This is a genomic window from Streptomyces sp. NPDC058880 (assembly GCF_042742535.1).
Taxonomy (GTDB): domain Bacteria; phylum Actinomycetota; class Actinomycetes; order Streptomycetales; family Streptomycetaceae; genus Streptomyces.
The window spans coordinates 135,251-152,489 of the sequence record NZ_JBHYMC010000006.1 but is presented as its reverse complement, the minus strand read 5'-3'; the positions used below and the strand labels follow the sequence as shown (position 1 = coordinate 152,489).

Below are 17,239 nucleotides of genomic sequence, written 5' to 3'. Positions count from 1 at the left end.
TCCCCGCCGCGCCGCGGCCCTGTCCGTCAGCCGCGCTCCGGTACGTAGGCTCCCGCCTCGCGCTGGTAGATGTCCGGGATGCCATCGGCGTCGGCGTCGATGTTCTCCTCCTCGCACAGGCGCCGGTACAGGGCGTTGCGCCGGCGCAGGAGGACGGTCGCGATCAGGGCCGCGGCGACGGACGCGATCAGGACCGCCGCCTTGACCTGCTCCCCGACGCCTGCGCCGGGGAAGGCGAGTTCGCTGATGAGGAGGGCGACGGTGAAACCGATTCCGGCCAGGACGGACAGGCCCAGGACGTCGGCCCAGGCGAGGTCCGGGTTCAGTTCGGCCTTGGTGAAGCGGGCGGCCAGGTAGGTGCCCAGGAAGATGCCGAGGACCTTGCCCACGACCAGGCCGATGACGACACCGAGCGGTTCGGGGGTGGTGAACACCGCCGCCAGCGCCGGGCCGGAGACGGTGACGCCGGCCGCGAAGAGGGCGAACAGCGGCACCGCGACCCCGGCGGAGAAGGGGTGCATGAGGTGCGAGACCCTGGCGGCCGGAGAGGCCTCCTCGCCCTTGTCGCGCGTGGTGCGCAGGATCAGGCCCATGGCGACGCCCGCGACGGTGGCATGCACGCCCGCGTTGTACATCAGGACCCAGATGGCGATGCCGAGGGGGACGTACCACCACCAGCCGCGCACGCGGAAACGCTGGAGGGCGTAGAAGATCACGAGTCCGGCGAGCGCACCGCCGAGCGCCCAGAAGTTCATGTCGGACGTGAAGAAGACGGCGATGATGAAGATCGCGCCGAGGTCGTCGACCACGGCGAGCGTGAGCAGGAAGGCGCGCAGAGCCGCCGGCAGGTGGGTGGAGATGACGGCGAGGACGGCGAGGGCGAAGGCGATGTCGGTGGCCATGGGCACGGCCCAGCCGTCCATGCTGCCGCCGCCCGCCCACGCCGTCGCGGCGTAGAGCACGGCGGGTACGGCCATGCCGCAGACCGCGGCGATCACGGGCAGGGCCGCCGTGGCGGGGGTACGCAGCTCACCCAGGACGAGTTCTCGTTTGAGTTCGATGCCGGCCACGAGGAAGAAGACCGCGAGGAGTGCGTCGGCGGTCCAGTGTCCGACGGAGAGGTCCAGGCCGAGCGCGGGTATGCCGAAGTGGAAGTCGCGTATCGCCTCGTACGCACCGCTCCACGGCGTGTTGGCCCACACGAGGGCGACGACGGCGGCGGCCAGCAGGACCAGTCCGCCCACGGTCTCGGTCCGAAGGGCCGAGGCGATCGCCTGCCGCTCCGGCCAGGGCACGAGTCCGAACACGATACGCGGGCGCGGGCTGCTCATGATGATTACCTTCCGGGGCGTCGGCTGAGAACGGGCACACGGCCCCTATCGCCGACCAGACTTCCCGGCACACCCCGCGTCCTTCATCCGTACGGATGGTTGCATTGACGCGTTCTTTACACCCTATCGGCGATTCCGCGAACCCGCCAGAGGGGTTCCCACCTGCTGAAACACCAAAAAGCGGGGGCCGTCCACACCAAGGCGCAAGGTGTGGACGGCCCCCGCGGGAACCGGGCCGCCGGGGCGACGGTCAGACGGTGGTCTTCACCGGTTCCTGGTCGTCGTCCCCGTCCTCTGCGGTGTCCTGGCCGGCGTCGCGGCGGCGGACGTAGTCGAGGAAGGAGCTCAGCTCCCGCTTGACGACGGGGGCCAGCAGGTACAGGCCGATGATGTTGATGACGGCGAGCATGAACAGCACCGCGTCGGCCATGTCGATCAGGGTCTGCAGGGTCAGCAGGGAGCCGGCGACGGCGAACAGGGTGTAGAAGACCTTGAAGGTCAGCTCACTGGTGCGGCTGCGGCCGAAGAGGTGCGTCCAGGCCTTCATGCAGTAGTAGCCCCAGGTCAGCACGGTGGAGATGGCGAAGAGCATCACCGCGATGGTGAGGATGTAGGGGAACCACGGCATGACGGTGCCGAAGGCGTCGGAGGTGATCGTCACGCCGCCGATGGACTCGCCGTTGCGCGCCTCGCCCCAGCTGGCCGGGTTGGCGATCACGATCGTCAGCGCGGTCATGGTGCAGATGACCACGGTGTCGATGAACGGCTCCAGCAGGGCGACGAGGCCCTCGCTGGCGGGGTGCTTGGTCTTGACGGCGGAGTGCGCGATCGGGGCGGAGCCGAGGCCCGCCTCGTTGGAGAACGCGGCCCGCTTGAAGCCGATGATCAGCGCGCCGAGGACACCGCCGGCGACGCCCTCGGGGTTGAAGGCGCCCTCGATGATCGTGGAGATCGCGGCGGGAACCTCGGTGACGTTGACGCCGATGACGACCAGGCAGGCGACGATGTAGATGCCGGCCATCGCCGGGACCAGCTTGCTGGTGACCGAGGCGATGGAGCGGATGCCGCCGAGGAGGACGATGCCGACGATCGCGGCGATGAGGATGCCGAAGAACAGGGCGCCTGCGGAGGAGCCCATCATGCCGCTCTCGCCGCCGGTGACGGAGACGAGCTGGGCGTAGGACTGGTTGACCTGGAAGAGGTTGCCGCCGAAGAGGCCGAAGAAGAGGATCATCGCGGAGGCGAGGACCGCCAGGACCTTGCCGAGGGTCTTGCCGCGGGCGCCGAAGCGCTCCGTCAGGCCCTTGGGCAGGTAGTGCATCGGGCCGCCGGAGACGGTGCCGTCGGGGTGCACCTCGCGGTACTTCACACCGAGCGTGACCTCGACGAACTTCGTCGCCATGCCCAGGAGGCCGCAGAGGATCATCCAGAAGGTCGCACCGGGACCACCGATGGACACGGCGACGGCGACACCGGCGATGTTGCCGAGGCCCACCGTTCCGGAGACGGCCGCCGTCAGCGCCTGGAAGTGGTTGACCTCGCCGGTCGAACCCTTCTCGTCGTACTTGCCGCGCACCACGTCCACCGCGAGGCGGAACTTGCGTATCTGGACCAGCCCGAACCAGCCGGAGAAGACCAGGCCGGCCACGACGAGCCAGGCGACGATCAGCGGAAGCTGGGTCCCTCCCACAGGGACGGAGTAGAAGACGATGTCCCCGAGCCATTTGGCGATGGGCTCGAAGAAGCCGCTGACGGCGTCGTCTACGGCGTTGGTGATGGTGTCGAGTGACATCTGGCTTTACCTCGATGCGCAGAACCGGCGCAGTGCGGTGCGTCGGTGTGAGTGCGGGCTTTGAGCGAACGCCGCCGTCCGGGCGGCGACCCTGGGCGTCTCGGTCCGCGGACGTGGACCAAGGCCTCCCAGGCCGTGCAGAGCCGGTGCGTGCCGGCACTCCGTTGTCCGGTGAGGGGTGGGCCGAAAACGGAGTTGCGCATTCTTAGCACGGCCTTTATCGATTACTTAGTGACGTGGATCACTCTCCCGGGCCCGCACCCCGGAATCCCAAGGGCCGGTGATGCGATCGTTATCCGGATTTGAGGTTCCGATGAGCGAACTGCCCTGTCCGGTCTGTTGCGGTTCGGCCAGCCGGACCGGCGGGCGAACGGACCATGGCGGGCAGGAGGAAGTCCAGTGAACTGGCTGGTCAACACCGTCGGAGCGGCCTGTGTGCTGTTGGTCCTGAGGGACGTCTTCCACACGCTGTGGCATCCGACGGGCCACGGCGGCCTGAGCAGGCTCGTCATGACGGGCCTGTGGCGGCTCTCCGCCGCAACGGCACCGCGCCGCCGCGCGGCCGGACTGGTGGGACCGATCGCGATGGTGGTCGTCGTGGTGATGTGGGCATTGATCGTGGTCGTGGGGTGGGCGCTGATCTACTGGCCGCACATGCCGGAGGCCTTCGCCTACGCACCCGGGCTGATCCCCGCCGAGCACGCGTCCTTCACGGACGCGCTGTACATCTCCCTGGTCAACATCTCCACGCTCGGCCTGGGGGACATCGCACCCGCCGAGGGGTGGCTGCGCATCGTCGCCCCGCTGGAGGCCGTCGTGGGCTTCGCCCTGCTGACCGCGACGGTGTCCTGGACGCTGGGCATCTATCCGGCCCTGGCCCGCCGCCGGGCGCTGGCCCTCCGCCTCTCCCACCTCGCGCGGACACATCCCGCGGCGGAGCAGATCGACACGGACTCGGGCGCGGCGATCCTCGACAGCCTGGCGGCCGGGATCTCGGTGCTCTCGGTCGACTTCATGCAGTACGCCGAGTCGTACTACTTCCACGACGGGGACGATCGCACCTCCCTCGCCTGCCACCTCGGCTACGTGTGCGACCTGGCCGACCGGGCCGCCGGCGCCCGGCACGCCGATGTGAGGCTGTCCGCCGCGGTCCTGAACGCCGCCCTGGAAGACCTCGCCGCCATCCTCGACCAGCGCTTCCTCCGCACCCGCGGCACCCCGCGGCAGATTTTCCGGGCCTTTGCGGACGATCACGGACGCCGGTCCGGTACCTGACGCGCCCCACCCCTGCCTCCGCCGCCCGGAGAAGCCGCGGGCCGCGTACGGGGCCGGGCGCTGCGCCGCGGGCCTACTCCTCGCCCCCGCGGGGCGCGGGCCCGCCGCCGGCGCGGCGGGGCAGGTCTCGGGGGCCGGTGGCTCGGGTGATGGCGCTCTCGACGGCGGCCACCCGGTCCGCGAGCAGACCGAGGGCGGCCACCGCGCGGCTCACGGAGTCCTCGCCGGAACCGCCGAGCGCCTGGCTGCGGACGTACGCCGCGGTGATCTCGGCCCAGCGCGCGGCCGGGCCGTCGGTGAGGGTGCCGCGGAGGGCGGCGAGCTTGAGGAGATCCGCCTCCGCGCCCGTGGTGAGGGTCTGGGCCTCCGCCGAGTAGTGGTCGTCGATCAGCGCGGACAGCTCCGCGTCGTTCATGGCCGGAGAGATCCGGGCCGCGATCTTGTTCATGTTCCGGTACGAGCCCTGGAGCCGGAAGGGAGGTTCGGTGCGGCTCGTGCCGCTCCGGGCCGCCGAGGCCATGTAGGCCCCGTTCACCGCGAGGACCGTCCGCCGGGCGGTGAGCAGGTGCCGGAGGACCACGAGGATCCGGTCCAGTTCGGCCGCCTGGAACGGGTGGGTGAGCCGGTCTCGGCGCGCGGTGGGGTCTTCGGCCGCGAGGCGTACCAGCAGCTCCAGATCGGCCCGCTCCCGTCCGGCGAGCGGGGCGAGGACGGGGTTGGAGGTGAGGGCGTTCTCGACGAAGCTGAAGGCGAAGGCGTCTTCCTTTCCGTTCAGCACGTCGCCGAGGTTCCACACGTCGGCCCGGTTCGCGAGCATGTCGGGAACCCGGAAGCGCTGCCCCGACTCGGTGTACGGGTTGCCGGCCATGCAGACGGCGAAGCGCTTCCCCCGCAGGTCGTGTCCGTCCAGCGTGCGGGTCGCGTCGCACAGCGGAATGAACTTCTGGAGCAGCTCGGGCGAGGTGTGCTGGATGTCATCCAGGTAGAGCAGGACGTTGTTCCCGGCGGCGAGCGCGAAGGCGATCTTCTCCAGCTCGCGGCGGGCGGCGGCATCCGGCGCCTCGGCGGGGTCCAGGGAAGTGGTGCGACCGAGGGCCGGACCGTCGACCTTGACCAGGAGCAGCCCGAGGCGTTCGGCGACGTATTCCATGAGGGTGGTCTTGCCGTAGCCCGGCGGTGAGACCAGCAGGAGCAGGCCGTGGCTGTCGGTGCGCTTGGCGTCTCCGACCGCGCCCAGCTGCTTGGCGAGGTTGTCGCCGATGAGGGGCAGGTAGACCTCGTCGACGAGCCGGTTGCGGACGAAGGAGGACATGACCCGGGGCCGGTACGCGTCCAGGCGCAGCTGTGCCCGCTCGGCTGCGAGCAGGCCGCTGCGGCGCTGCTGGTAGGCGCGGAAGCCCGGGACGGCCTGGGCCGCGAAAGCCGCCGTGCGGGTGAGGAACTCGTCCAAGCGCACGTCCATGGCACGCCCGGTGATCCGGGGATGGGCGCCGAGCAGGCCGGTGACGGTCGCCGTCGTCGCGCCCGTGGCCTCATAGCGGTCCAGGGCCGGGCACAGTTCGACCGCTGCCGCCTCGGCGATGTCCCCCGCGTCGATGTCCTCGCCGCACGCCGTCGCGTAGGAGGTGAGCCAGCCCTCGACGAGGTGCCGTCGTGCCGCCAGGTCGGGGAGGACGGCGAGGTCCTCGTCGTACGGTGAACTCCCCACGGTCCGGCGGAACGTGTCGAGCAGGGTGTGGGCCGCGGCGGAGAGCGCGAATCCGTCGGGGCCGGTGGTCAACTCCTCGAAGAGGTACGCGGCGGCGTGCGCGGCATCCGTTTCCCGCTCGATGGACCGGGAGATCTCCGAGGCGAGTTCCGCCCGGAGGCCTTCGATCGCCGGCGCGAGCCCGAAGGTTTCGCGGGCCCGGACCAGGGACATCGCCCGCCGGACGAAGGCATCGCGGAAGTCCGCCCTCGCGCCGTGGGCCCAGAAGAGTACGGCCGCCGCCCGGACGTGCGGCGGGTAGCGCAGCAGGCCGGCCTTCTCGTGCAGCCTGAGCACCGCGTCGAGGATCACGGTGGCGTCGTGATCGTGGACGCCGCGTTCGTAGCCCTCGTCGTACGCGGCCTCGGCGGCCCGCCGTACGACCGCCGGCAGGTCGGCGTCGGCCAGGGCGGCGGCGCCGTGGTCGGCCAGCAGCCGCGCGGCCAGGTGTTCGGCCCGGTACACCTCGGGGGACTCGGACGGCAGCAGCCGGTCCCAGTAGGGACGGGTGTCGGCGAAGTCCGGGTCGGTGACCGGACGGCGGTAGTCGGTGCCGGTCAGGGCGAAGGCCTGGCCGTCGTGGTGCGGTACGAGGGTCAGCTCGGGGCTCTGGCGCGTGACGGCGAAGCGGTGGCGGCCCAGGCGGATCGTGTCGCCGCCGTCGCCGAACAGCTCCCCGCGGTCGCGCAGGGCGCGCCCGGCCTCCTGGCGGGCGGCCAGCAGCCGGCCTTCCAGCTCTTCGGCCCGCACGGCGTCGCCGAGCTGCCTCAGCTGGTCGGCGGTGCGGCGGACCTTGTCCGCCATGGGGTCGGAGGTGAAGTAGGTGTTGATCTCGTCGAGGCTGGCGAGTCCCGACGTGCGGCGGGCGACCGCTTCCAGGACACGGCGCGCGGAGTCGGAGAGGGCTTCGGCGCGCCGGGCCCGGGCGTCGCGCAGGGTCTGCTGGCGGGAGGAGAACGCGTCGTGGACCTCGGTCCGCTTCTCGGTGATCTCGGCCAGGAACCCGTCGTGCTCGGCGAAGCGCGACTCCAGGTTCTCCAGCTGGAGCAGCAGGCGCGCGAGCTGGGCCTCGCACTCCTCGGGCGTGGACGCCGTGGCCAGGGCGCCGGTGACGGCCTGGCCGAGCAGCGCGAACTCGGCCGCGAACTCGGCCCGTCCTTCACGGTCGAGGAGCTCCCGGCGGCGGGCGGCGAGCGTGGCGCGGGCCCGGTTGACGGACCCGAGGACCTCGGCGATCCGCTCCAGGATGGTCGTGCGCACGGTCGCGTCACCGATGTCGAGGCCCGCGACGACCTCGACGAGGGTCTGGAGGCCGAAGGTCCGCTCGGCCAGCCGCTCCTCGACGGGGACGGCTTCGGCGACGGTGGTGATGGCCTCGGCTTCGGCAGTGAGCCGTTCGGCCTCGACGTGATGGGCGGTGAAGGCGTCCTCGCGGTGCAGGAAGGCGACGGCACGCCGGGCCGCGGCGGTGATGTCGCCTTCCACGCTCGCGGCCAGGGCCTCGATGCCGTCGGTGTCCGCGTGGCGCATCTCCTTGAGGGTGACCAACCGGCCCTGTGCCCGCCGCAGCTCGGTGATGCGGTCGATCCACTCCTCGGCGGTGGCCGGGGCCTCGCCGCGGATGCGGCGGACCAGCCGGGCGATCGTCCGGGCGGCTTCGCCGAGGGCGTCGGCGGCCTGACGGGTGAGGGCCTGGACGCTCTCGAACTCCTCCAGTACCTGCGCGGCCGTGGACCGTACCTCCTCCAGGGGGCCGCGCAGGTCTCCGGTCTCCGCGTCGCCGAGCCAGGGGAAGCGGTCGGCGGCGCGGACACAGGCGGCGAGCAGCGTCTCGTAGGCCGCCCCCACCGGAGCGGCCCCGGTCTCCATGGCCTGCCGGGCGATGGAGAGGCAGTCGGCGATGCCCCGCACCAGGTCGGGGTTGCCGATGCGGGCGAGTGGTCCGTCCGCGGACGAGGGGACGTGGGTGTCGGACGTGTAGGGCGTGCGCCAGATCTGTACGGGGTGCATCCGCGCGGGCTCGCCGGAGCCGGCGCGCAGCACGACGAGTGTGCCGTCGTCGAAGAGGGCGTGGCCGTGGCAGGAAATCGGGGCGGCGACCTCTTTGCGGATCAGGTTGTAGGACAGCAGCAGGCCGCGCCCACCGGAGCCGGCGTGGAAGGCGAAAAGGACGTCCTCGCCATGGGGAGAGCGCACGGCCTTTTCGAACGCCAGGTCCGTGGTGTCCGTGTCGAAGGTCTTCACGGTGCCCGAGGCGAGGCAGTATCCGCCGGGGAAGACGATGCCCTCGTCGTCGGGCAGCCGGCGGCAGGACCGGCCGATGCCGTCGAGGCGGACGACCGTGTTGGTGACGGTGTTGTAGACCAGGTGGCGCCTGGTCTCCTCCTTGTAGGGGCGGACGCGGAGCAGGATCAGCGCGCCGACGGTGGCGTGGGCGATCTCGGCGTCGGCGAGGGACTGGAGGGGCTCGTCGACCGGCTCGCGGTGAATGCCCTCGCCGGTCTCGGTGTCGTTGTCGGTCTTGACGACGAGGGCGCCTCCGACCGTGGAGACGAAGATCCGTCCGTCGACGGATGCGTGCGGGTACCGGCCCGGGACGTGGTCGTCGCGGGTGGTCTCGCACCACTCGACGTCGTGGGCGGGCGGGAAGACGTGGTCGCGCTCCCCCAGTGCGTCCAGGAACCTCGCCTCGCCGTCCTGGGTGAGGGACCAGCGCAGGACGCGGATGTCCTCGGCCTGCTCCCCGGTCCGGAAGACGGCCAGCAGCCTGCCGTCGGCGTGACGCAGCCGCAGCAGGCGCGCGCCCTGGTAGTAGCGGTGCAGCGCCCCGAACTCCCGGGTGAAGGCGGGGTCTTCGAGGAGGCCGGGCACGGCGGCGGCGGGCAGCGGGTTCAGGTCGCGGTCGTACAGGGCCAGCACATCCGCGACGGACGTCTCCTGGCCATGGCCGGCGGCGCCGTGGTAGCCGAAGAGCAGTGCGTCCCCGATGGCGACGATGTCGCCGGGCACCCGGCTCTGCTCGGTCCGCAGGCGCTCGGAGCCCGAGAGCGTGAGCCCGGCCCCGCCGAACTCGGCGGTGCGGGCGGCGTTGAGGGCCTCCGCGCGCCGGGCCAGCTCGCCGGCCTGCGCTGCCAGGCGGTCGCGCAATACCTCGTACGTACCCGCGTCCAACAGCGTCGTCATCTGCTCCAGCTCCCTCGCGTACAAGATGGTGTGCGGTTGCGGAGCCGCCACTACTGCGGCGGCTCCGCAACCTTGACCGCACCCCCGTGGCGGTCAGTTCTTGGCGGCGCCGTTCAGGACGGCACCGCTGGGCCCGGCGAGTCCGCTCACCGGCAGGTCGGCCAGGCCCAGCTGTCGGGCTCGTGCCAGCAGCTCGTCCAGCTGCCCGGATCCGGCCGGCATCAGCTTCATGAGAAGGGCAGAGACGGTCAGGTTCTGCACGTCGGACGTGGACAGCGAGCCCAGCATCTTGGTGAGGTCCTCGGTGAAGGAGGAGGCTGCGCCGTCCAGCCAGGGCCCGGCCAGGGTCCGGGCGGTCTGCGAGTGCTCCATGAACCCGTCCACGGCCCGGCCCATCGACATCGCGCCCACGATCCGGTCGAAGAAGGCCGCCTCACCGCCGACGATGCTGATGTCGGCGCTCTCCAGTCCCGTCGCCAGCACGGTCGCCTGGGCCTCGGCCACCTGCCGCTGCATGTCGAGCCCGGCGAGGCGGACTTCCTTCTCCGCCTCCAGCCGCAGCCGGTACTCCTCGTGGCCGCGCGAGGCCTCGTCGAGGGCGGCCATGGCCGCGGCCTTCTCGGTGAGGCCCTCGGCCTCCGCCTTCAGCTTCTCCCCGATCGCGGCCGCCTGGGCCAGTGCCATTTCGCGGGCGCCGTCCGCCTCGGCCCTGAGACGTGCCGTGGTGGCTCCGGCCTCGGCCAGGCCGGTCTTCTCGATCGCGTCCGCTTCCTTCTCCCGTACGGCGACGGCGGCCAGACCCTCGGCGGCTGCCTCCGCCTGAATTCCTTCAGCGAGCCGGATCTTGGCCCGGGCGTCGAGGTCGGCGGTCTTGTTCCTGGCCTCGGCGAGGGTGAGCTCCTCCGCCGCCCGGTGCACGGCCGCCTGCTCGGCGGCCTCCGCCGCCTTGATGTCCTTGACCAGCTTCTCCTGCGCCTGCGCCTCGGCGGCGATGACGACGGCCTGACGCTCCCGCTCGGCCTCTTCCACCGTCCGCAGCCGCTTGATGGACTCCTCCTGCTCGGCGACGGTACGGTCGACCGCGATCCGCTCCCGCACGACCTCGGCGATGTCCCGCTTCTCGGTCTCGACCTCCTTGTCGGCGGCGATCCGGGTCAGCTCGGTCTCCCGTTCCCTCGCGATGACCTCCAGCAGGCGGTCCTTCTCGATCCGCTCGTTCTCGATGGCGATGACCCGCTCGCGGTTCTTCTGTGCGACGGCGACCTCACGGGCCTGGTTCTCACGCTGGATGCCGAGCTGCTCCTCGGTCTTGAGGAAGGCGCTCTGCGCCCGCAGCCGCTCCTCCTCCACCACACGGGCGGTTTCCGCCTCCTCCCGGGCCCGGACCGTCTCGATCTCGCGGCGCTGCTTGATCTCGGCGTCGGCCTGCCGACGCTCGAGTTCCAAGATGGCCTCGCGTGCGTCGACGTTCTGCCGGGTGAGCTCCTTCTGCTCGTGCTGGCGGAACTCGTTGGTGCGCACGCTCTCGACGGCCGTCAGCTCGGTGATCTTCCGGATGCCCTGGGCGTCCAGGATGTTGCCTGCGTCCAGCTGGGCGAGCGGGGTCTGCTCCAGGTAGTCGATCGCCGCGTCCTCCAGGCTGTAGCCGTTCAGATCGGTGCCGATGACGTGGATGATCCGGTCGCGCAGTTCGTCGCGCATCGTGTAGAGATCGGTGAAGTCGAGTTGCTTGCCGACCGTCTTGAGCGCCTCGGAGAACTTGGCGTTGAACAGCTCCTGCAGCGTCGCCTTGTCCGAGGCCCGCTGGGTGCCGATGGCCTGGGCGACCTTGATGACGTCCTCGACGGTCTTGTTGACCCGGACGAAGAAGGAGATCCGGATGTCGGCGCGGATGTTGTCCTTACAGATGAGACCGTCGCGCCCGGTGCGGGAGATCTCGATGGTCTTGACCGAGATGTCCATGATCTCGGCCTTGTGCAGCACGGGCAGCACCACCTGGCCGGTGAAGGTCACATCGACCTTTCTCATCTTGGAGACGATCAGGGCCTTGCCCTGCTCCACCTTGCGGAACAACCGCGTCAGCACGATGAGGGTGACGACCGCGAGAACGAGGACGACGATGACGAGCGTGCCAAGGCCCAAAGAGATGGCATCCATGAGGAATCCCCACGTGAGAAGTCGAAGCCGGTAGGCCCGGAGGCCGGGAGGGGCGGCGGGTCAGCCGCGCGGGTCGAGCGCCGCGTCGAAGGGCGCGACCCAGAAGAATTCGCCCGCGTCGTCGTACGCGTACAGCAGCGCGGTGCTGCCGAGCGTGAGCGGATCACTGCCGTGCTGGCGGACCTGGACGATCGCGGTGGCGCCGTCACCTGCCGCGACTTCCGCCTGACCGAAGCCCTGGTCCACCCGCCCGGTGCGGATGACGCAGGTCAGGCCGACGAAGTCCAGCCGGGACGGCCCGGGTTCGTCGGGGAAGAGCTTGGCCAGCGGCCGCAGGAGGTGTCGGGTGACGCGCCACGACAGCAGGAGCGAGGCGAACAGCAGGGCGGCGCCGAGGAAGTTCTCCACCCCACCCGGCCATCCCGTACGGGCGAGGAGCACGGAGCCGACAAGGCTGGTGAACCAGGCCAGGCCGATCAGCACCGACGCCGACACGGTGACGGGCACGCCGCCGAGGCCGAGGACACCGCCGCCCGAATCGGCGGCGTCGTGGTCGGCGGCCCCGCACAGCACGAGCAGCCAGAACCCGAGGACGACGGCCAGGGCCGATGTCAGCAGCACCGTGGGAAAGCCGAGAGCGGCCCCGATGAACTCGTCCACGTCTCCCCCTCCCTTCCGGCACCCGGCATCAGGTGCGTGGGCCGGTGCGGCCTCGCTCCATCCTGCCCCGGAGGCGACCCCACGCACATTGCCGACCATCGGCAATCTTTACGCCTCTTTCACGCCGACCGCAGGATGGCCGGGCGACGAGCATTGGCGTTAGCATCTAACTAAAGTTAGCGACTAACGAAAGGTGGAGGCATGCTGTCGACGACGGTGGTGGTGGCCGGCGCCGGGCCGACCGGATTGGCGACCGCCTGTGGACTGCGCGCCGCGGGCGTTCCCGTCCGGGTGCTGGACATGGCGCCGGGACCGGCGGCGACCTCGCGGGCCCTGGGCCTTCAGCCGCGCGGTGCCGAGGTGCTCGACCGACTCGGCGCTCTCGGCGACCTGGCCGAGCGATCGGTGCGGATCTCCCAGGTCCTGACGTACGTCGACGGACGCCCCCTGGCGAGACTGCCCGTCGGGCGGCCCACCAGGCTGGTCACCAGGCCCGGCCTGCTCATGTCCCAGGCCGAGGTCGAGGCCCGGCTCCGGGACCGGCTGGCCGGGCTCGGCGTCGAGGTCGAATGGGGCCGCGAGGTGCTGGACGTGCGCCAGGACCCGGAGCGGGTCGTCTTGCGCCTCGACCACGGCGAGGAGGAGGCCGGCTGGCTGGTGGGGTGCGACGGCGCGCACAGCCGCGTGCGCAAGGCCGCCGGGATCGCCTTCCCCGGCGTGCCGGTGGTGGAGCGCTTCCTGCTGGCCGACGTGACGGCCGGCCTGCCGGTCCCCCGGGACACGGTGGCGGTCTGGCTGCGCGGGGACACGATGCTCGGGGCGTTTCCGCTGCCGGGAAAGGACCTGTGGCGCCTGATGGCGCCCGCCGCACCCGGATCGGCGGCGGACCCGGCGGACAGCCTGGCGGAGCTCCTGCGGCGGGAGGCCGGCGTTCCCCGCACCGCGGTACGGGAGGTGCACTGGACCTCCACCTTCCGGATCAACCGGCGTCTCGCCTCGTCATACCGCAGCGGCAGGCTGCTGCTCGCCGGTGACGCCGCGCACATCCACAGCCCCTTCGGCGGTCAGGGCATGAACACCGGCCTGGGCGACGCGGAGAACCTGGCCTGGAAGCTCGCCCTGGTCGCCACCGGGCGGTCCGACGACGCCCTGCTGGACACCTACGAGGCCGAACGCAGACCGGTCGCCCGCGAGGTGCTGTCGTCCACCACCGCCATGACGGGCGTGGTGCTCGGCCGGAGCACGTGGGCCCGGGCCCTGCGCGACCACGTCTTCGTCCCCCTGCTCGACCGGCCCACCGTGCAACGCCGGCTCTGGGAGAAGTCCTCCCAGCTGACCCTCAGCTACCGCAGGGGCCCCCTCGGCACCCTCCACCGGCTCCCCAGGCCCCTCCCCGGACCTGCCCCGCACCCCGGCGACCGCGTACCGGACGGGCCCTGCATCCGTCAGGACGGCAGCACCACGCGCCTGTACGAGGAACTGCGCACGGGCTGGGCCCTCCTCAGCCCCGGGGCGCCTCCCTCCGCCCAGGAGGCCGTCGCCTTGCGGCACCTCGGTGCGGACAAGGTGACCGCACTCACCGTGCCGGGCGGCTCCCGGCGCACCCTGCTGGTACGACCCGACGCCCACCTGGCCTGGCGCGGAACGCGGGCGGCCGCTCTGGACCGGGCGCTGACACGCATACTCGGGAACGGCACAGGACAGTGAGCGAGCACCGAAAACGCCCGGAGGCGGTAGTTCCATGAGTACGTCCCCCACGCCGGTTCCCGGCCTGCGCGAACGGAAGAAGGCGCAGACGCGCCGGACGATCCAGGAACAGGCCCTGCGCCTGTTCCTGGCCCAGGGGTACCAGAACACCACCGTCGAGGAGATCTCGGCCGCGGCGGGGGTCTCGCACATGACGTTCTTCCGGCACTTCCCCACCAAGGAGGCCGTGGTGGAGTCCGACGACTACGATCCGCTGATCGCCCGGCTCATCGAGGAGCGGCCGCGCCACGAGGACAGCCTCACCGCCCTGTGCAGCGCCCTGAGCCAGGGCCTGCGGGCGGTGTACGCCGACGGCAAGGACTCCCTGCTCGCCCGTACCAGGCTCATCCTCGGCACGCCCGCCCTGCGCGCCCGGACCTGGGACAACCAGTACGCCACCCAGCGGCTCTTCGCCGACGCCCTCAGATCGCGCCACCCCGGCGAAAGCGACCTCTCCGCCCGGGTCGTCGCGGCGGCCGCCCTCGGGGCCGTGACGACGGCACTCGCCGCCTGGGTCGAAAGTGACGGCGCCCTCGACCTCCCCGCCCTGGCCGACGAGGCCTTTCGCGCCCTGCGCCCGTCATAGCGGCCACCGCCCCCGCGGGCGGTCCCCGGCCCGGTCCGGTGCCGCCACGGGCTCCCTGCCGACCCTCCGCCGAGGACCCGCCGTCCCCTACCGCTCCACGTCCTGCCCGCCCAGAGCCATCACGACTCCGGTCAGGAACAGGCTCAGGCCGATCACCACGAAGGGGAAGCCGGGACCCGGCAGGACGTACATCACCGCTCCCAGGCAGGTGACGGGAAGCCCCGCGGCGGCGAGTACGAGACCGAGACGGCGCTCGGCCGTGACCCAGCGGTAGAGGGCGGCGCGGCAGGTTCGGAACCGCATCAGGCCGCCCTCCGGACGGTGCCCGTCATCGGGGGAACGGCATTCGGGGGAACGGCACCGGGCAGATCGGCACGGCACGGCAGCGGCACCACCGCCGGCATGAGCAGCGGCATCGTCGTCCTGCCCAGCGCTGTCGCGTGGATCATGTGCTTCCATTCGTGGGCGCCGTTCCGGAATGAGGCGCTCACCTTACCTGGACCATACGTGGCGTGTTCATGCCGGTGATCGGCAACGAAGAAGGCCGAGCACTGCCGCCAGGGGCCCGTCAGAACCGCGTAAGGGATCCGTAAAATCCATAGCGGTGTGCCGGGAAGCCTGGTCGGCGGTCAAGGGGACACCTCTCACTCGCCGATCGGGGGCTCGTTTTCCATGGTGCTCGTCGCTGTCTTCGGGGTCGTGCTGCTCATCGCGGTCCTGCTGTCCGGGCTCGCCGCCCGGACCGTCCTGTCCACCTCACTCCTCTTCCTGCTCGGCGGCGCTCTGGTCAGCGACGGCTTCCTGGGCCTGATCCACGTCACACCGGACAGCGAGATCGTCGCGGTGACCGCGGACCTCGCGCTGTTCGCCGTGCTGTTCACCGACGGCATGCACGTCTCGTTCCCGGCCCTGCGCCGGAACTGGCGGAACCCGGCACGGGCCCTGGGCCTGGGCATGCCGCTGGCCCTCGTCGGCATGGCGCTGGTCACCCACTACCTCGTGGGTCTCGACTGGACGACGTCGTTCCTGGTGGGAGCCGTTCTCGCGCCGACGGACCCGGTGTTCGCCTCGGCCATCGTGGGCCGCAAGGAGGTGCCGGCCAAGCTCCGGCAGCTGCTGAACGTGGAAAGCGGGATCAACGACGGACTCGCCCTGCCCGTCGTGCTCGTCCTGATCGCCGCCGCCGGTCCCACGTCCGGGCATGCGGAGGCCTCGCTCGGCAAGATCGGGCTGGAGCTGCTGCTGGGCCTCGTCTTCGGTGTCGTACTGCCGCTGCTGCTGGCGGGCCTGGTCCGGGTACGGAACCTGGGCGCCGAGCCCCGGCTCCAGCCGCTGCTGCCGCTGGCCACCGGGATCATCCTGTACGGACTGTGCCACCTCACCCACGCCAACCCGTACCTGGCGGCCTTCTCCGCGGGCGCCGTCATGGCGAGCGTCTCGCCGACGGCCAAGGAGGTCTTCGAGCCCCTGGGAGAGGCGGTGGCGGAACTCGCCAAGTTCGCCGCCCTGCTGGTGTTCGGCGCGCTGCTCACTCCGGCGCTCTTCGGCGACCTGTCGTGGGGCGGGTACGCGGCCGTGGTACTGGCCATCGTGCTCATCCGGCCCGCGTCCCTGCTGGTGTCGCTGCTGGGCACGAAGTTCGAGAAGCGGGAGAAGCTGGTCGCGGCGTGGTTCGGCCCCAAGGGATTCGCATCGGTGGTCTACGGTCTGCTGGTCCTCCAGGCCGGTATCCCGCAGGGCGAGACCGCATACACCCTGATCGCGGTCTGCATCGCCTTCTCCATCGTCGCCCACAGCAGCACGGACGTTCCGGTGGCCCGCCTGTTCCACATCCAGGGCGACGCCGGCGTGCCGAGCGGCGAGCTGCTCACGGCGGCTGCAGCGGCACCGGCCGCGGAAGCCGCACCGGCCGCAGAAGCCGCACCTGCGGCCGAGGCGTACGACCGCGCAGAGAAGGCTCCGCGACAGGAGGGCCGTGTCCGGAGCTGAGACGGAACGCCCCGCTCGCCGGGGCATACGCAGAGAGGGCCGGCGCCCGGTCGGGGGAACCCTGGCGGGGCTCGGCGGCCTGGCCTCGCTCGGCTCGGCCGCGGTCGCCTTCGCCGCTCTCCGGGCGGACGTTCCGCACGAGCCGGACGAGCGGACCTATGCAGCGACGCTGCCCGCCGCCGACGAGTTGAGCGCGTACGCGGCGCAGGCGGACATCTCGGGCGGCGGGTCGAGCGACTTGGCTCCGGCCGTCGTCTCCCTGTCGACCGAAGGCCCGCTCTACTCCGTGGCCCTGGCGCTCGTCACCCTGGTGATCGGCGCGCTGGGCCTGTTCGCCTGCTGGTGTCTGGTCGGCCCGCCGGGGCGGATGTCCTGGGGTCGGTCGAAGAGCCTCACGCTGGCCGCATGGGCCGCCCTGGCCCTGATCGCCGACGCGTTCCTGATCCTGTGGCTGCTGGTCTGGCTCGGCGGGCCCTACTGGCTGCATCCGACGCTCTGGCTGCTGACGGTGCTCCCCGCCGCCGTGTCCGCCGTTGCCCTCAGGACGAAAGGCGCACGTACATGACCTCGACACGTACCGTACGGGCCCTGGCCGGGGCGGCGGCCTGGTGGGGCCTGGTGACCCTGGCGCTCTGGCTGGTCGGTCTCCTCCTCGGCCAGTCGGCTCCCCTGTCGGGATGTGCTCTCGGCGCCCTGGCCGTCATCGTGATCGGCGAGATCGGCGACCGCGTCCGCAGGGCCTGGAAGCACATGCGGCAACGATCCCTCTGATC

The 17,239-nt window shown here is 71.3% G+C and carries 12 protein-coding genes; 6 read left to right on the top strand and 6 right to left on the bottom strand.

What is annotated here, in order from left to right; genetic code table 11:
- Positions 1–26: 26 nt before the first annotated feature.
- Both nhaA and ACFW2G_RS06110 read right to left on the bottom strand, forming a co-directional pair.
- Positions 27–1,331, bottom strand: coding sequence for a Na+/H+ antiporter NhaA (gene nhaA / locus ACFW2G_RS06115; RefSeq protein WP_037916842.1), 1,305 nt, complete (start codon positions 1,329–1,331; stop codon positions 27–29).
- 250 nt (positions 1,332–1,581) lie between these two features.
- Positions 1,582–3,123, bottom strand: coding sequence for an alanine/glycine:cation symporter family protein (locus tag ACFW2G_RS06110; protein ID WP_384448621.1), 1,542 nt, complete (start codon positions 3,121–3,123; stop codon positions 1,582–1,584).
- A gap of 399 nt (positions 3,124–3,522) precedes the next feature.
- Here ACFW2G_RS06110 and ACFW2G_RS06105 point away from each other — a divergent pair, with 399 nt between their 5' ends.
- A complete protein-coding gene (locus ACFW2G_RS06105; RefSeq protein WP_384581374.1) occupies positions 3,523–4,398 on the top strand; it encodes a potassium channel family protein in 876 nt (291 codons plus the stop codon).
- A gap of 73 nt (positions 4,399–4,471) precedes the next feature.
- Here ACFW2G_RS06105 and ACFW2G_RS06100 read toward each other — a convergent pair whose 3' ends face one another.
- The 3 genes from ACFW2G_RS06100 to ACFW2G_RS06090 all read right to left on the bottom strand — a co-directional run bounded on the left by ACFW2G_RS06100 (position 4,472) and on the right by ACFW2G_RS06090 (position 12,145).
- Positions 4,472–9,328 carry a DNA repair ATPase gene (locus ACFW2G_RS06100; RefSeq protein ID WP_384581376.1) on the bottom strand — a complete coding sequence of 1,619 codons (4,857 nt, stop codon included), beginning with the start codon at positions 9,326–9,328 and terminating at the stop codon, positions 4,472–4,474.
- Positions 9,329–9,421: 93 nt separating this feature from the next.
- Entirely contained in the window at positions 9,422–11,485 is a 2,064-nt protein-coding gene (locus tag ACFW2G_RS06095) for a flotillin family protein (protein WP_384581378.1), read from the bottom strand.
- 60 nt (positions 11,486–11,545) lie between these two features.
- Complete coding sequence (locus tag ACFW2G_RS06090; RefSeq protein WP_384581380.1) at positions 11,546–12,145, bottom strand: hypothetical protein; 600 nt, start codon at positions 12,143–12,145, stop codon at positions 11,546–11,548.
- 201 nt (positions 12,146–12,346) lie between these two features.
- Between ACFW2G_RS06090 and ACFW2G_RS06085 the strand changes: the two genes are divergently transcribed.
- Positions 12,347–13,852, top strand: a complete 1,506-nt coding sequence (locus tag ACFW2G_RS06085; RefSeq protein WP_384581382.1) for an FAD-dependent monooxygenase — start codon at positions 12,347–12,349, stop codon at positions 13,850–13,852.
- Between the two features lie 34 nt (positions 13,853–13,886).
- Entirely contained in the window at positions 13,887–14,477 is a 591-nt protein-coding gene (locus ACFW2G_RS06080; protein ID WP_037916823.1) for a TetR/AcrR family transcriptional regulator, read from the top strand.
- 87 nt (positions 14,478–14,564) lie between these two features.
- Here the strand turns inward: ACFW2G_RS06080 and ACFW2G_RS06075 are convergent, their stop codons facing one another.
- Positions 14,565–14,780, bottom strand: a complete 216-nt coding sequence (locus tag ACFW2G_RS06075) for a hypothetical protein (protein WP_037916821.1) — start codon at positions 14,778–14,780, stop codon at positions 14,565–14,567.
- 369 nt (positions 14,781–15,149) lie between these two features.
- Between ACFW2G_RS06075 and ACFW2G_RS06070 the strand changes: the two genes are divergently transcribed.
- From ACFW2G_RS06070 to ACFW2G_RS06060, 3 genes are read left to right on the top strand one after another with little or no spacing between them, the layout of a single operon-like run.
- Positions 15,150–16,466, top strand: a complete 1,317-nt coding sequence (locus tag ACFW2G_RS06070; protein WP_384448603.1) for a cation:proton antiporter — start codon at positions 15,150–15,152, stop codon at positions 16,464–16,466.
- Entirely contained in the window at positions 16,453–17,031 is a 579-nt protein-coding gene (locus tag ACFW2G_RS06065) for a hypothetical protein (RefSeq protein ID WP_384581384.1), read from the top strand. Before ACFW2G_RS06070 ends, ACFW2G_RS06065 begins: the two co-directional genes overlap by 14 nt.
- On the top strand, positions 17,028–17,237 hold the full coding sequence (locus ACFW2G_RS06060; RefSeq protein WP_384581386.1) for a hypothetical protein: 210 nt from the start codon (positions 17,028–17,030) through the stop codon (positions 17,235–17,237). The genes ACFW2G_RS06065 and ACFW2G_RS06060 overlap by 4 nt, the downstream gene beginning before the upstream one ends.
- Positions 17,238–17,239 lie beyond the last annotated feature (2 nt).

Excerpts from the sequence above, each read along its gene's own strand:
- nhaA (WP_037916842.1), bottom strand. The coding sequence starts at position 1,331 with ATGAGCAGCCCGCGCCCGCGTATCGTGTTCGGACTCGTGCCCTGGCCG.
- ACFW2G_RS06110 (WP_384448621.1), bottom strand. The coding sequence starts at position 3,123 with ATGTCACTCGACACCATCACCAACGCCGTAGACGACGCCGTCAGCGGC.
- ACFW2G_RS06100 (WP_384581376.1), bottom strand. The coding sequence starts at position 9,328 with ATGACGACGCTGTTGGACGCGGGTACGTACGAGGTATTGCGCGACCGC.
- ACFW2G_RS06095 (WP_384581378.1), bottom strand. The coding sequence starts at position 11,485 with ATGGATGCCATCTCTTTGGGCCTTGGCACGCTCGTCATCGTCGTCCTC.
- ACFW2G_RS06085 (WP_384581382.1), top strand. The coding sequence starts at position 12,347 with ATGCTGTCGACGACGGTGGTGGTGGCCGGCGCCGGGCCGACCGGATTG.
- ACFW2G_RS06080 (WP_037916823.1), top strand. The coding sequence starts at position 13,887 with ATGAGTACGTCCCCCACGCCGGTTCCCGGCCTGCGCGAACGGAAGAAG.
- ACFW2G_RS06075 (WP_037916821.1), bottom strand. The coding sequence starts at position 14,780 with ATGCGGTTCCGAACCTGCCGCGCCGCCCTCTACCGCTGGGTCACGGCC.
- ACFW2G_RS06070 (WP_384448603.1), top strand. The coding sequence starts at position 15,150 with ATGGTGCTCGTCGCTGTCTTCGGGGTCGTGCTGCTCATCGCGGTCCTG.
- ACFW2G_RS06060 (WP_384581386.1), top strand. The coding sequence starts at position 17,028 with ATGACCTCGACACGTACCGTACGGGCCCTGGCCGGGGCGGCGGCCTGG.